14 protein-coding genes are annotated in these 14,955 nt (G+C 39.0%); 9 read left to right on the top strand and 5 right to left on the bottom strand.

Features of this window, described 5'->3' with window-relative positions; genetic code table 11:
* Positions 1 to 54: 54 nt before the first annotated feature.
* Both SLP02_RS19285 and SLP02_RS19280 read left to right on the top strand, forming a co-directional pair.
* Positions 55 to 1,008, top strand: coding sequence for an isoaspartyl peptidase/L-asparaginase (locus tag SLP02_RS19285; protein ID WP_319422345.1), 954 nt, complete (start codon positions 55 to 57; stop codon positions 1,006 to 1,008).
* A gap of 134 nt (positions 1,009 to 1,142) precedes the next feature.
* Positions 1,143 to 1,631, top strand: coding sequence for a cupin domain-containing protein (locus tag SLP02_RS19280; RefSeq protein ID WP_319422344.1), 489 nt, complete (start codon positions 1,143 to 1,145; stop codon positions 1,629 to 1,631).
* Positions 1,632 to 1,679: 48 nt separating this feature from the next.
* Here SLP02_RS19280 and psbP read toward each other — a convergent pair whose 3' ends face one another.
* Complete coding sequence (gene psbP / locus SLP02_RS19275) at positions 1,680 to 2,231, bottom strand: photosystem II reaction center PsbP (RefSeq protein ID WP_319422343.1); 552 nt, start codon at positions 2,229 to 2,231, stop codon at positions 1,680 to 1,682.
* Between the two features lie 165 nt (positions 2,232 to 2,396).
* A complete protein-coding gene (gene psb34, locus SLP02_RS19270; RefSeq protein ID WP_319422342.1) occupies positions 2,397 to 2,576 on the bottom strand; it encodes a photosystem II assembly protein Psb34 in 180 nt (59 codons plus the stop codon).
* A 199-nt stretch (positions 2,577 to 2,775) separates the two neighbouring features.
* On the opposite strand from psb34, the gene SLP02_RS19265 reads away from it, so the two are divergent.
* The gene (locus SLP02_RS19265; protein ID WP_319422341.1) at positions 2,776 to 4,500 is read left to right on the top strand and encodes an alpha/beta hydrolase; all 1,725 of its coding nucleotides are present in this window, start codon (positions 2,776 to 2,778) and stop codon (positions 4,498 to 4,500) included.
* A gap of 81 nt (positions 4,501 to 4,581) precedes the next feature.
* Here SLP02_RS19265 and psaK read toward each other — a convergent pair whose 3' ends face one another.
* Positions 4,582 to 4,854 (bottom strand): photosystem I reaction center subunit PsaK, encoded by a 273-nt coding sequence (gene psaK / locus SLP02_RS19260; protein WP_319422340.1) that lies wholly within the window; start codon positions 4,852 to 4,854, stop codon positions 4,582 to 4,584.
* A 159-nt stretch (positions 4,855 to 5,013) separates the two neighbouring features.
* Here psaK and SLP02_RS19255 point away from each other — a divergent pair, with 159 nt between their 5' ends.
* The 6 genes from SLP02_RS19255 to SLP02_RS19230 all read left to right on the top strand — a co-directional run bounded on the left by SLP02_RS19255 (position 5,014) and on the right by SLP02_RS19230 (position 13,284).
* Positions 5,014 to 5,649 (top strand): phosphoribosylanthranilate isomerase, encoded by a 636-nt coding sequence (locus tag SLP02_RS19255; RefSeq protein ID WP_319422339.1) that lies wholly within the window; start codon positions 5,014 to 5,016, stop codon positions 5,647 to 5,649.
* A 256-nt stretch (positions 5,650 to 5,905) separates the two neighbouring features.
* Positions 5,906 to 7,165 carry a phosphoribosylamine--glycine ligase gene (gene purD / locus SLP02_RS19250; RefSeq protein ID WP_319422338.1) on the top strand — a complete coding sequence of 420 codons (1,260 nt, stop codon included), beginning with the start codon at positions 5,906 to 5,908 and terminating at the stop codon, positions 7,163 to 7,165.
* An 86-nt stretch (positions 7,166 to 7,251) separates the two neighbouring features.
* Positions 7,252 to 9,240 carry a two-component system sensor histidine kinase NblS gene (nblS, locus tag SLP02_RS19245; protein WP_319422337.1) on the top strand — a complete coding sequence of 663 codons (1,989 nt, stop codon included), beginning with the start codon at positions 7,252 to 7,254 and terminating at the stop codon, positions 9,238 to 9,240.
* A 91-nt stretch (positions 9,241 to 9,331) separates the two neighbouring features.
* Entirely contained in the window at positions 9,332 to 10,333 is a 1,002-nt protein-coding gene (fmt, locus tag SLP02_RS19240) for a methionyl-tRNA formyltransferase (RefSeq protein WP_319422336.1), read from the top strand.
* A 549-nt stretch (positions 10,334 to 10,882) separates the two neighbouring features.
* Positions 10,883 to 11,977, top strand: a complete 1,095-nt coding sequence (locus tag SLP02_RS19235; protein ID WP_319422335.1) for an NAD-dependent epimerase/dehydratase family protein — start codon at positions 10,883 to 10,885, stop codon at positions 11,975 to 11,977.
* Between the two features lie 281 nt (positions 11,978 to 12,258).
* Positions 12,259 to 13,284 carry a glycosyltransferase family 4 protein gene (locus SLP02_RS19230; RefSeq protein ID WP_319422334.1) on the top strand — a complete coding sequence of 342 codons (1,026 nt, stop codon included), beginning with the start codon at positions 12,259 to 12,261 and terminating at the stop codon, positions 13,282 to 13,284.
* Between the two features lie 218 nt (positions 13,285 to 13,502).
* Here SLP02_RS19230 and SLP02_RS19225 read toward each other — a convergent pair whose 3' ends face one another.
* Together SLP02_RS19225 and SLP02_RS19220 are read right to left on the bottom strand one after the other, a co-directional pair.
* Entirely contained in the window at positions 13,503 to 14,285 is a 783-nt protein-coding gene (locus tag SLP02_RS19225; protein ID WP_319422333.1) for a hypothetical protein, read from the bottom strand.
* Positions 14,285 to 14,689: a hypothetical protein gene (locus SLP02_RS19220; protein WP_319422332.1), complete on the bottom strand. Its 405-nt coding sequence runs from the start codon at positions 14,687 to 14,689 to the stop codon at positions 14,285 to 14,287. Before SLP02_RS19220 ends, SLP02_RS19225 begins: the two co-directional genes overlap by 1 nt.
* Between the last annotated feature and the right edge of the window lie 266 nt (positions 14,690 to 14,955).

Below are 14,955 nucleotides of genomic sequence, written 5' to 3'. Positions count from 1 at the left end.
GGGCTTCCATCTACAATGATGCGGTTGTTAATTTTCAGTGAAGCAATTTAATTTATGTCAGCTAATCAAGTACAGCCCAAGCTAATTATTCACGGTGGCGCAGGAGGACATATCAGGAGTGAGAAGGGTGAAGCGGTAGTCCGCCAAGCCCTTCATTCGGTTGTTGAAGAAGTATATGACTTACTCGCTTATGGAGCTAGTGCTACTGATGCTGTTATTTTGGGGTGTAGACTGCTAGAAAATCAACCAATTTTTAATGCAGGTACAGGTTCTGTACTTCAGTCTGACGGACAGATACGTATGAGTGCTGGTTTGATGGATGGCTCGAAGCAACGTTTTAGTGGGATCATTAATGTATCCCGTGTTAGACATCCGATTGAACTGGCGAAGTTTTTGCAGGGAGAAAATGATCGCGTATTATCGGACTATGGTGCGTTTGAACTACTGCGAGAACTTCATGTGCCTAAGTACGATCCTTTAGTAGAGATTCGCCTGCAAGAATGGATGCAGGAACGGAATGAAAATTTTGACAAAAAAATGGCAGGAGTAGTTGCCGAACAAGCATTAATTCACGAGCCACGAAAAGGAACAATTGGGGTGGTTGCTCTCGACAAAAACGGTAAAATCACCGCAGGAACTTCCACAGGGGGCAAAGGATTAGAAAGAATTGGTCGAGTGAGCGATTCTGCTATGCCCGCAGGTAACTATGCCGATGCCTCGGCTGGGGTAAGCTGCACAGGAATTGGCGAAGAGATTATGGAAGAATGTTTAGCTGCCAAAATTGTGATTCGCGTTACCGATGGTATGTCTTTAGCGGATGCCATGGAAAAATCTATGAGCGAATCACGCAGTCGTAATCGAGATTTAGGCGCAATTGCGATCGCTGCTGATGGTACTATTTCTTGGGGTAAAACTAGCGAGGTTATACTAGCTGCTTATCATGACGGTAAACAGATTGGCGATACCCTTAATTGGAATAATCAGGAAGAACTAATAGGTTATCAGTAAGTAGCTTTTGATTCTGTGTCTTATAGGGAGCGATTAGGCTAGACTTAATTTAATCGCTCCAAAAATATCTAAAATTAATTATGGCGATCGCCTGACACTCAAACCTAATTCCCGAAAGAGCAAAATTATCAAAAATGAATAAAGAGGATTTAATCAAACATCTATCTTTAGTTGAACATATTGAGGGTGGTTATTTCTCTGAAACTTATCGCTCAGAAACAAGTATAGCAACCTCAAGAACAGGAAGCGATCGCAGTATACTCACTTCTATCTACTATCTGCTTACCGACGATCGTCCTATCGATTATTTTCACAAGAATCAGTCAGATATTTTGCATTATTTCCAAGCAGGCTCACCGATTACCTATCTAGTTCTTAGTCCATCTGGAAAATTGAACAAAGTCAAGCTTGGACTTAATTTTGCTCATGGAGAAGTAGCGCAGCTATTGATACCAGGAAATCATTGGAAAGCTGCCGTACTTGAAACAGGGGAATTTGGTTTATTGGGTGAATCTGTAGCTCCAGGCTTTGATTATCGCGATATGGAATTAGGAAAAGCAGACTACTTTCAAGACGCTTTTCCTGATTTATGGTTAGAATTAGCTATTTATGTAAAGGATTAAAAGTAACTAAAACAGCCAATCAATTTTATTATCCTCATCCCTCATAAATTACCTGACGGTAAAAGATTTTGCTGCAACTTCAAAACTGTCTTTAACTTTATCCCACCGTCTTTGAGGGGTAGACAGACTAAAGGTAAAAATTTTACCACGACTAACGGAAACGCTAGCAATATTATGTCTTTCTTCTCGATCGGGCAAGTTTTCTTCATATTCTAGAAGATAGTAAGTTTTGTCTTTGTTTTGACGAGATTCGGCTCTGAGAAATTCTGCTTTTTTATCAGGATCGGTATTATTAATTACTTTGAGCAGACGATATCCAACTTCTGAGGGATCGCCTAAATCTTCTAAGGTTTTGTCATCAGGAACATTATTAATAATAACGCTAAGATTTTCTGTTGTCTCTACCAAATCACGAAATACGACATCTACGGTTTTTCTAGCAGATGTTCCTAAATTAACGGGTATCCAACCGTTAGGATACAAAAACTCATAACCTTTACTAGTGTTGACGTAACTTTGTAAGCCAGTTACTCCTGTAGAACAACTTGTTACCAATAAGCTTAAAACAATTAGCAAGCCAGCGAAGAAAGACTTGAACATTTTTATGTTATTACCTCTATAAATCTTGTTTTTAATACTATTACTTTGCATTTTTATTGTCTCATAGCATACCAAAGACACCAAAGCCAAACAAATGCCCCGTGCTGCAAATATGAAAACACGAGGCAAAATCATAATAGTTTTTTTTTATTTGATGCTTAGAAATTAGCTGGCAGTAGATGCGAATATTGCGACTGCTATGATACCGCCCACCAGCAAAAACCCTAGCACTCCGAGAATGGTATAGTTGCGTTTCTCAGCTTTATCAGGCTCGTCGGCTGTATACATTTTTGGCTCTTTAGCAAAGTTGTTTAATATTCCACCTTCTTCTTCTGTATATGGCATAAATTTTTAAATCCTCTTATTTTTATTTGTAAACCTTAATAAATAGTAATCTTATTTATCCGATCGCACAATAAAAAAGCTCTCAGCTTTTCACTGTTTGGTATTTTCCTATAGCGATCGCCTTGGTTTTTCAGCTAAAAGCAAATAAGGAAAATGTTACAACGGTAGTAGTTCTTATGCTCTACTTGAATAATTTGGCATGATATTCTCTTTGTTTATTAGCTCGATAGCCAATCAATCTACCTTAAAAAGCAATCGGCATCGGTCTAGGAGTAAAATCGCCCACTTAGGTTCATATATTGCCCTGGGAGCTTTACAGGTAGTTTGCTCCCTGGGGCTGATTGGCTATTGGACGAAAAAAGCAGTAGCAGCCGAAGAAATCGTCTTAAGTTATGGAGCATTAGAGTTTCCTGTCTCAATTAAGTCTCTAGAAACTTATGCCACTACAGGAAAAATTGAAGGAGAGTTAGCCAGCTATGCTGGATTTCTGACCCCAGAACAGTTACAGAAATTTAAAGTGGGTTTAACAACTAGTGCGGATTTTGACCATTTAGCGATCGCTCAATTTCTCTATTCTTTTCAGGGAGAAAAAATTTTAGACCGAGTTTCTAAAGTAATTAAAACCAAAGCTCGTCAACCTGGGTTTTATGCAATTCGTTCGGCGTTGATTTTGGCAGCAGCAGACGCTGAAGATGGTGGATTAACTCCTCTTAACGTGCTGAAGAAGTTTCCAACCAAAATACTGCGAATTGATTCGAGACAAGGATTAGAGATCATTAAAGATCTCAGTCAAGTGGTTAAAGGCAATCAGCGCGCGATCGCTGCTGTGCAAGCTGAAGCCACAAAAGAAAGCCAACTAGCTGTGACTGCCCCCAAAACTATAAATTCAGATTTATTAAGCCCAGGTAAATATTCATACCGTAAAGAGCTATTGACGATGAAAGATAGCCGTCGCGATGATCCTTCGGGTCGGTCTCGCGAGCGCACTTTTCCCGTAGAGCTTTATTTACCTAAAGTTAAAAACAGGCAGCCATTGCCATTGATTATTATTTCTCATGGTTTGGGTAGCGACCTGACTACTTTTGCTTATTTTGCTAAACATCTTGCTTCTCATGGCTTTGCCGTTGCTGTACCCGAACATCCAGGCAGCAGTGCTAGACAAATTCAGGCTTTGTTAAACGGTTTAGTTAGAGATGTAACTCCACCCAAGGAGTTAATCGATCGTCCTTTAGATATTAAGTTCGTGCTGGATTATATAGCCCGTAACTATGGCAAAAAGATTGATACCAACAATGTCGGCATGATTGGACAGTCTTTTGGAGCATATACCGCTTTGGCGATCGCAGGAGCAGAATTAAATTGGCAAACTCTAAATCGAGATTGTACTAATTTAGATGATTCTTGGAATTTATCTTTACTGCTTCAGTGTCTAGCATTACAGATTCCTGTTGTAGAAACTGGCGTAAATCTTAGAGACGAGCGCATTAAAGCAGCAGTTGCTATTAATCCTTTGACTAGCTCCGTATTTGGCGAACAAGGCTTAAGTAAAATTAAGATTCCTGTAATGCTAGTATCAGGTAGCGCAGATCCCGTCACGCCCTCTTTATCTGAACAAATTATTCCCTTTACCTGGCTAAAAACTCCCAAAAAGTATTTAGTACTGCTAGAGGGTGGGACACATTTTTCCACTCTTAACGAGTCGGCTGGGAGTATTCCTGTTCCTCCCCAAGCGATCGGTCCCGATCCTAAAATAGCTCAAGGCTATGTTAAACAATTAGGATTAGCGTTTTTTAGTACTTACATTACTAACGAGCCAACCTATGCTCAGTATCTTAATGCTCAATACGGATCGATAATCAGCAAACCAGCCATGCCCTTGAGTTTGATAGAATTTCTAGATTCAGAATCTCTACAGCTAAATTAGATAAGAGTAGATGAAATTGGCAATTAGAGATAGTGCGATCGCTAAAATCTGCCAACTCAATGTAACCCTAATTAATTACTGCTAAAGAACTCCTGCGTTGCCTAAACCAAGAATAATTCCTGCGCCCAGAATATGACCTAAGCTAGTAGTTGCCAGTAGTTCAGGTAAACCGAAATTACTCCATACTTCAGGTTTGGGTACGGGCAAGCTAGGACCTTGCCCTGAATTTTGAATCGCATAGCGACCAATGGCAATACAAAATAAATTAGACATAATCATGACTATTGCCACGGTAGGAGTCCAATCGGCTGTTGAAGGGGTGTATTGAACTGCTAAAAGAAAATTAGATATCATTATGAATCTTGACTCCTCTGCTCTTTAAATATTTTTTAGACTACGTTTGTTTATAGGAATTATAAAAATCTCTCTCTGGAAAACCGCGTTTCTTCTAAATAATTAACAGTAGTTCAAAGTTTTACTAAAAAAATACGGTATTATCTGGTTTTATTACATATGCGAGTTAAAATCTGCGGAATTACTCAAATTAAACAAGGTCAAGAAATTGTGGCATTGGGCGCAAATAGCTTGGGCTTTATTTGTGTGAAGCGATCGCCTCGCTATATTACTCCAGCTAATATTAAGGCGATCGCCGATAATTTATTACCGCGAGTTGATAAGGTGGGAGTTTTTGCCGATCATTCTTTAGCTGAAATTGTCACGGTAGTTAATACAGCAAATCTAACTGCGGTGCAGCTACACGGCTCAGAAACTCCCGACTTTTGCGCTCAATTACGTCAGGCACTTTCTATTAAAATTGAACTAATCAAAGCCTTTCGGATTAAAACTGCTGCATCCCTGCTAAATACTAAAGCCTATACAGACAAAGTAGATACTTTGCTTCTAGACGCTTATCATCCTCAAATGCTGGGTGGCACAGGCAAAACTATTGACTGGCAGGACTTAAAGCAATTTAAACCAGCTTTACCTTGGATGCTGGCTGGGGGATTAAACCCTGATAATATCGCCGATGCCCTATCTCGCCTCCAACCCGACGGGATCGATCTTTCTAGTGGCGTAGAGCGATCGCCTGGAGACAAAGACTTAAATAAGGTAACTCAACTCTTTAAGCAGTTAACAATTAACAATTAGTAGGGCAATTAGAGAAGAGACAAGCGGTCAGACCCCGCGTCGACGTAGGGCGCAAGGGAATGCTGACCAAGACAGGCATGACTTGTCTGTACTGGGCAGTTTTCCTGAACGACAAACTAATAGGATAGGTAATCTGAATCAGGGTATTATAACCAAAGTTATTATTATCTGTTCACTCGTTAAAAAGCTTATAGCTTATAGCTGACAGCCACGAACAGTTTAATGTTGAATTTTATACATAAATCAGCAACGGTATATGAAAGTATTAGTAGTGGGCAATGGTGGCAGAGAACATACCCTAGCCTGGACATTATTACAATCTTTTAACGTAGACGAAGTTTTTTGTACTCCTGGCAATGGTGGCACTGCAACTATGTCAAACTGCCACAACTTAGCTTTAGCTGTGGATGATTTTGCAGGTATTGCCGATGCGGTTAAAGCCAATCAAATTTCTTTAGTGGTAGTAGGACCAGAAGTTCCTTTATCTTTGGGAATTGTCGATTATTTACGAGAGCGTAATATTGCTGTTTTTGGACCGACGAAAGAAGGCGCGCAAATAGAATCGAGCAAGTCTTGGGCAAAAGAAATTATGACTCAGGCAAATGTCCCTACTGCCAAGTCTAAGACTTTTACTAATGCTGCTGCTGCCAAAGATTATCTTCGCGCTCAAGGTGCGCCGATTGTGGTCAAAGCCGATGGTTTAGCTGCGGGGAAAGGGGTAATTGTGGCAACTACTATAGAGGAGGCGATCGCAGCAGTAGATTTACTAAGGGATAATTCTGGTAAATTAGTCATCGAAGAATTTCTTACAGGCTCAGAAGTATCGGTTTTGGCGGTTACCGATGGTAAGACTATTCGCCCCCTGTCTCCCGCCCAGGATCATAAACGGATCGGCGAGGGAGATACGGGCAAAAATACGGGCGGAATGGGTGCTTATTCTCCTGTGCCATTAGTAACGCCAGAGTTAATGACAAGAATTGAACAAGAAATCTTGCAGCCTACTTTAGATATTCTCAAGCAAAAGAAGATTGATTATTGCGGAGTACTGTATGCAGGTTTGATGATTACCCCTGAAGGTGAACCAAAAGTAATTGAATTTAACTGTCGTTTTGGCGATCCTGAAACTCAGGTAGTATTACCTCTTTTAGATACGCCTTTAGATGAGATTTTACTTGCCTGTGTCGAACAAAAATTATCACAATTGCCGCCAATCAAAACCAAAGCAGGTAGTGCGGTGTGCATAGTGGCTGCTTCTGGAGGCTATCCCGATACTTACGAGAAAGGCAAGGCGATCGCAGGAATAGCTGAAGCTACCAATAAAGGTGCAATAGTATTTCATGCAGGTACAAAACTAGAACAAGAAGAAATTCTTACCGATGGTGGTAGAGTGCTAGGAATTACTGCTATTGGAGATGATTTTGAGCAGGCGATCGCTTCTGCATACAATGCAGTAGAATCAATTCAGTTTGAGCGAATGTATTACCGTCGTGACATTGGGCATAAGTACAAAAACTAAAGGTTTATAAGATTTTTTTTCTGTTCGTCAGCCCAGTTAATACACTATAATTCACTTAACTTAATATTTATTTAAAACCGATTACATTGCTGACCTTCATTACTAAAATCAAAGAAGTTATCTCCCTCTGGTGGTCTGATTTTACCCTCCAGACTAAGCTGATGGCTGCTGCTACCTTGATAGTTTCTTTGATTATGAGCAGCATAACTTTCTGGGCAGTCAATACAATTCAGCTAGAGTCAAATATTAATGACACCCGCTTTGGAAGTGATTTAAGCATCTTAATTGCTTCCAATGCAGCACCCTTAGTAGCTGAAAATGACTTAACAGGTTTAGCAAATTTTTCCGATCGTTTTTACCGCAGCACCTCCAGTATTCGTTACATAATCTATGCCGATCGTGCGGGGAGTATCTTTTTCGGCATTCCCTATTCCCAAGCAGAAGTCCAAAACTCTCTGACGATCAAACGTCGTATTAAGCTACCCAACAACTACGATCCAAATATTGATTTGCCCTTTGTGCGGCAACATCAAACACCCAACGGACAAGTAACCGACGTTTTTGTGCCTCTACGGCACAACAATAAGTATTTAGGGGTGATGGCAGTCGGCATCAATCCCAATCCCACAATTGTGGCTTCGACCAATTTGACGCGAGATGTAACAATTGCCGTATTTATTACGATCTGGGCAATGGTAATTTTGGGCAATGTATTTAATGCCTTGATGATCACTAAACCGATCAAAGAACTGTTGGTAGGGGTAAGAAACATTGCTGCAAAAAACTTTAAGCAACGAATCGATCTGCCTTTGAGAGGCGAGTTAGGAGAGTTAATTAGTAGCTTTAATCAAATGGCTGAGAAGCTAGAAAAATATGAAGAACAAAATATTGAAGAATTAACCTCAGAAAAAGCAAAGCTGGAAACTTTGGTATCTACCATTGCTGATGGGGCAATGTTAATCGATCCAGAAATGCGGATTATTTTAGCCAATCCTACAGCCAGAAACATTTTTGGTTGGGAAAAAGAGGCGATCGGTGAAAATGTTTTGCATCGTCTGCCTTCAGAATTGACGGTTAAGCTAACTAAACCACTTTATCAGATGATTGATAGCAAGACTGAGCCAGAAACTAAGGTTGAACCAGAAAAGTCTATTTCTTCAGAAGCAGAAAAACATCATCTTTTACCCACCAAAGACGAATTTCGGATTACTGTAAACAAACCTGTATCCAGAACTATTCGGGTTTTACTCCGTCGAGTTGTCGATGGCGGTAGCGAAAATGTTAAGGGAATTGCCATGACGGTTCAAGATATTACCCGTGAAGTGGAGTTAAACGAAGCAAAAAGTCAATTTATCAGCAATGTCTCCCATGAATTGAGAACTCCTTTATTTAACATCAAGTCTTTTATTGAAACCCTCTCAGAATATGGCGAGAATTTAACTCACGTTCAAAGAAAAGAGTTTTTAGATACGGCTAACCACGAAACAGATCGTTTAACTCGTTTAGTTAATGATGTTTTAGACCTATCTCGCCTAGAATCTTCTCGTGCCTATAGCCTCAGTGAAGTAGATTTGATTCAACCCATAGAACAGACTTTGCGAACCTGCCAGCTAAACGCTAAAGATAAAGGAATTGAATTAGATCGGGTGCTTGAGTCTAACTTGCCTGCTGTATTGGGTAACTACGATTTATTACTACAGGTATTAACTAATCTGGTGGGCAATAGCTTAAAATTTACTAATTCGGGCGGAAAAGTTACGGTTAGAGCCTACGCAACCAAAGCTGATTCTAATACATTACGCCAGCCAGCAGTTAGGATAGAAGTAATGGATACAGGAATCGGCATTTCTAAAGAAGATAAAGATGCTATTTTTGAGCGTTTCTTTAGAGTAGAAAATCGAGTTCACACCCTTGAAGGCACTGGTTTAGGTCTTTCTATTGTCAGAAATATAATTGAAAAGCACAACAGCAGAGTTTATATCGATAGTGAAGTTGGTGTCGGCACAAGCTTCTGGTTTGAATTACCAATTTATCAGGCTGAAGTTAAAGAAGCTGCTGAAGTAATAAGTAAGTAGGTTGGGAAGCGCGATCGCATTTAATCTTATCACCACAGAGAATAATTATTTTCAGTAATCAGCATAGCCGTTGGCAAGTACAATAATCAACATGAAAATTGTCTTTTTTGGTACTCCTCAATTTGCCGTTACTACTTTAACTAAACTCTTAGAACACCCTGAGATTGAGGTTGTGGGAGTAGTGACTCAACCAGATAAAAGAAGAGGTAGAGGCAGTAAAACTATTCCCTCGGCGGTTAAAAAAATTGCCAGAGAACATAATTTAACTATCTGGCAACCTCGAAGAATTAAAAAAGACCAAGAAACTTTAAATAATCTCAGAAATACTCAAGCAGATGCTTTTGTCGTCGTAGCTTATGGACAGATTTTATCCTCAGAAATCTTAGAAATGCCCAAATTAGGCTGTATCAACGTTCATGGTTCGCTATTACCCCAATACCGCGGTGCTGCGCCGATTCAGTGGAGCATTGTCAATGGCGATCGCCTTACAGGCATCACTACTATGTTGATGGACGAGGGTATGGATACGGGAGATATGCTGCTCAAAGCCGAAACCCAAATCAAACTTTTAGATAATGCCCATAATTTAGCTGCTAGTCTCGCCACTCAGGGAGCAGATTTATTGTTGGATACTCTATTCAAACTAGAACAACAGCAGATTTCACCCACTCGGCAAGATAACAGCCAGGCTACCTATGCACGATTAATTGATAAGTCTGATTTTATAATTGATTGGTCAAAAAGTGCAGTAGAAGTACACAATCAAGTGCGAGGCTTTTTCCCTAATTGTGCTGCCACGTTGCAGGATAAAAAACTAAAAATAAGTGCTACAGTTCCTCTTACCCAAGCTACTATTCAAGACCTGCCAGAAAAATACATTAGCATTAAACAACAATACTTAGAATTAGCCTCGCTTTCAGGTGAACCAGGAGAAATAGTCAAAAATATCAAAAACTTTGGTGCAGTTGTGCAGACAGGTTTAGGCTTATTACTCCTAGAACAGGTACAGCTTGCAGGGAAACGCTCTCAATCTGGTTGGGATTTTGTCAATGGAATGCGTTTGGCTGTCGGTACTAAAATAAATAACGGCTAAATAAGCAACTATCTAATCGACATTTTCTATAGCAAAATTAATTATGCAAATTATATTTCTGTTATATGTATTAAAATGGTTCGGACAAAATTTAATTATTAACAAAACAACAGCTATCGAAGCCCTTTGTAAGTTGAATATAACGGTAAATCATTCTTTTTAACTGCTTTAATTACTCTAATTGTTGATGTGTGTGAATAATAAGTATTTAATCTTGGCAAATAAGTGTGACAGTATTGTCATAAAATTGACACATTTATGAAGAGGTTACTTGCTATTGTTCTTAAAAGTCAAAAAACTGACGGTAATGATTTAAAGCATAAAACTTTAGATTTTAATTTTAATATTTTTAGTTATTGGCTTTTTCAAAATGGACAAGAACATTAGTCTTACTATTTATGCCCCGATTCAGTAGCGTCTATTTTTCAAGCGATATTTATATTACCGATTTTGAACTAAGCAATATTACTAGCATTAACTAAAAATACACTTTTTCATGGTAAAATTACCCCAAAGACACATAAATACTACAAAGTTAGGATATAGAATATGCGAATAATAATGTTAGGTTGTGGTGGCTTTATTGGTAGTCATCTTTTAGACAGGCTACTTGATGAAGGTGGTTTTGAAATTCATGGCTGGGATCCTAGCGATCGCAAAATAGCCAGACATCTTACAAATCCCAATTTTCATTTACATCGAAATACGACTAATTCACCTGGAGAGTTAGCAGAAATTGAAAGTGAAATTGCCCAAGCTGATGTCGTCTTTAACTTAGCCGCTATCTGCAACCCAGCGGAGTATAATACTCGCCCATTAGACACGATCTATGCCAATTTATTCGATATCTATCCAATTGTAGAATTGTGCGCCAAGTACAAAAAATGGTTGGTTAGCTTTTCTACTAGCGAAGTATACGGTCGCACTTTATCGAGCTACTTACCTGGAGATAATTACAGCAACCCCGATTTTTACGAACTGCGAGAAGACGAAACGCCACTAATTATGGGACCAATTTCCAATCAGCGTTGGACTTATGCCTGTGCAAAACAGATGACCGAACGTTTGATCTACGCCCACAATCAAGAAAACGGTATGCCTTTTACCATCATCAGACCGCTTAACTTTTTTGGGCCAAAGATGGATTACATTCCTGGTCGAGATGGTAGTTCCGATGGCGTACCTAGAGTTTTAGCTTGCTTTATGACTGCTTTGTTAGACAACAAACCAATGCAACTGGTGGATGGTGGACTCGCACAGCGCACAATCGTATCTATTCATGATGCGGTTGATGCTATGCGTCTAATGCTTAAATTTCCAGACAAAGCTCAAAATCAAATCTTTAATATTGGCAACCGCAATAACGAAGTAAATATTGCCGAACTTGCTGAGTTGATGCGTCTTACCTACGCTAAGATTACGGGTGATTTAAGTTATAAAAATCATCCTATTGTTAATACTACCTCGAAGCAATTTTACGGTGAAGGATATGAAGATTGCGATCGCCGTATGCCCGATCTTAGTAAAGCAGAAACATTACTGGGTTGGACTCCAACAAAACCTTTGGCAGAAGTGTTGTTAGAGACAATGAGCTATTATCACCAACAATACGCATCTCCAGTGCAAGAAAAAGTTAGTGCTTAAAAAGTTGGACTTCTTGCATGAAGAAATTTAGAGATTCTAGAAATTATTATCAATCCTTTAAATTACACATTAAAAAAGTATTTAAAGACTGATAAAGATAATTTGTGCAAGAAGTCTGTTGAAGTTTAAACTAATATTATAATTAGCATTTTAGAGAAAAAATTTAGTTAAAATACTAACGGCAGATATAATTATTCATCCCCTCAGTAATTAGTTTAAAATTGCTAAATGAGAGCCAAGTAAAATTGAAATATCACGTCCCACTGAGAAAATTTAATGATTTGGAACGGCAAAAAACACGAAGTTTAGAAGCGCGATCGCAAAAATGCCCTCGTAACGATGTCTGGATGCTTGGTGAAAGATTGGATGCCACTTTTTATGAACCACGCTCAGGCTCGGTTTCGTTCCCAGATCAACTTCGGGGCAAAATCACGGGCATACCACACTATTGGGAATATGCCCGCAGAGTAACTTCTAGACTCGGAGAAGATGATTTTGTTTTTTGTGAAGGGGAAGGATTAGGAATTCCATTCGCTGCTGTTAATAGTAGTAAGAAAAATCGACCCAAAATCGTAGTACGCTTTCACAATATTAATCGACCTCGTGGAAAGTCAGCCTTAAGTTTATATCGCGTCGCCGACAAAATCGATTTATATGTCGCTCATTCCCGCGCTCAACTCGATTTTTTGCGAGACTATTTGCATTTACCCGAATCTAAAATTGGTTATTTTTGGTATACAACCGATTGTAAATTCTTTAAGCCAGGACAGCCATCTGCCAACAAAATTCGCCCCCTTATTGTCAGCGTTGGTTTAGAAAGACGAGATTACCATCTACTAGCTGCGGCGACTAAAGATTTAGATGTCGATGTTAAGATTGCTGGTTTTTCGCAATTTGCACCTGGACTAGCGCGGAATTTCCCCAAAACTATTCCTGTTAATATGTCCAATAGCTTTTATGCACTACCCGAATTACTTCAGCTTTATCACGATGCGGATCTAATTGTTGTCTGTGTCAAGCCTAGTGATTGGTCTGCTGGTGCGACAAGTCTAGTCGAAGCAATGGCTTGTCGTAAACCAATTGTCGTTACACGAACTGAAGGATTGAAAGAGTATTTGATGGATGCAGAGGCGATCCTTACAGTCGAACCAGGAGATGCCAAAGCTTTGCAGCAAGCGATCGCTCATTTGCTAAATAATCCCCAAGAAGCAGAAGCAAGAGCAGAAAAAGCTTACCAGCTTGCCATCAAGCGTCATCAAGTCGAACAACAAATCGAAACCATCGCCACATTGATGGAGAATATTTGAGTAGGCATTGCTGGATGATAGTCTTATGAAGAAAACACAATAGACATTATTTGATATTAGATATTTTTGTTTGTGTTGTTTCGCGCTTTCATATTGTGGAAAAGAAGACTGGATATTTCAGGAAAAATATCCAGTCTTCTAGGCATAACTGCGATCTTCGGCAAAGATAGTGCTTTGACAAGATAATAAAGTGCGGGAACTAAAATGGATTTTGCTAATTACTCACCTAAAAGCTCTCTTCTACGCCGTTCTTTTTCTTCTTCTGTCATTCTTTGACGTATGGCAGTGTATTCATTCCAGGCTTTGTCAGCTTCATTTTGTATACTAACGCGATTGTTTATTTGTGCTTGTTCATCGCCCAAAATAGACATTACTTCTTTTCTTTGGGATGGTTCGAGTGTCGTAAACCATTCTATGAATGCCCCAATCATTTTTCTTCCTGATGGATTTTTATTATAGGCAACTACACAAGAAGGACACATATAGCTATATCTCTTGTTCTGGGTTTGATAATCATTACCATAAAACATATCAACGTAGCCACCATCTATCAAACCTGAAGATAGTGCTTTAAAACCATCTGCGTCTGTACATTCTTGACTTTCACTGTTTTTAGAGACGAGACAATCTAAAATAAATGTTTTGCTAAAAGTATTAGCTTCAGCTAAAAGAGAAACTGCGACTGCGACTGGATATCCAGGTAGCATCTCCTTTGTTGAAACTAGCCAAGGAAATTGAGAGATAACCTGTAAATAGAAATATCTAGATTCAATACAATCTCCAAGAAGATATCCATCTGCATATTCTTTACTGGGAATTTCCCCAGTTTTATATCCCATTTGTTGATAATATTCCGATGACAATACATCTTTCTGGCAACTTTCAGCAACCTCAGTCAAGAAACTCATATTAACTTGTGCCACACTAGCTTTGGCTGTTGAAAGTATTGCAACACCAGTTACACAAGCTGCAATTAAGCTTTTGGATACAACATTTTTCATTATTTTTTCTCTCCACTAATTACGCTTTCTAAATCACTTGAATCACTCTTGATTGAAGTTTTTAATTGCCAAGGTCTAGGAGCTTCTAATGCTGCTTTGAGAGCAGCTTCCTTTTCAGCTTTAATAGCATTTTGTTCTTCTCCTTCAGCTTCAGCTTTTAGCGCAGGTTCTTTTTCGGCTTCAGCAGCAGTCAAATCTTCTTCGTTCCCTTCAGAAATTTGTCTTCTGCGAATGGCAGCTTGCCTTTCTTGTTCTTTTTCTATTGCAGCTTGTTTTTGCTGCTCTGCCTGAATAGCAGCTTGCTTTTCTTGTTCTTCAATTTTTGCCTCTCTCATTCCTTGCAAAATAAAAAAAGCAGCTAATGCTGTAACTATCAAAGAAACTACTCCCAAAATGGCAAGCATTATCGGCTTTTTTTGAAAGAGTCATTTTTTGGTTTGGTCATAATTTCATAATTAGGATGTGTATATAAGCATCCAAACTAGTGTTCGCAAATTGACTTTTAAACTAAAAGAAATCGGAAAAATTAGACTATGAAAGAAAATTTACTTCTGGTATGTTGCTCACTTCAATTCAATACGTTTAAAGTCAGCTATTCTATATTTTCAGATATCAAACAAAGAACTTAGACATTATTAACACTTCATATTTTTGCTCTTTTTTGATTGTC

The organism is Pleurocapsa sp. FMAR1 (genome assembly GCF_963665995.1).
Taxonomy (GTDB): Bacteria; Cyanobacteriota; Cyanobacteriia; order Cyanobacteriales; family Xenococcaceae; genus Waterburya.
Note: the sequence above shows the minus strand (reverse complement) of the source record. Positions and strands in the feature narration are given on the sequence as shown.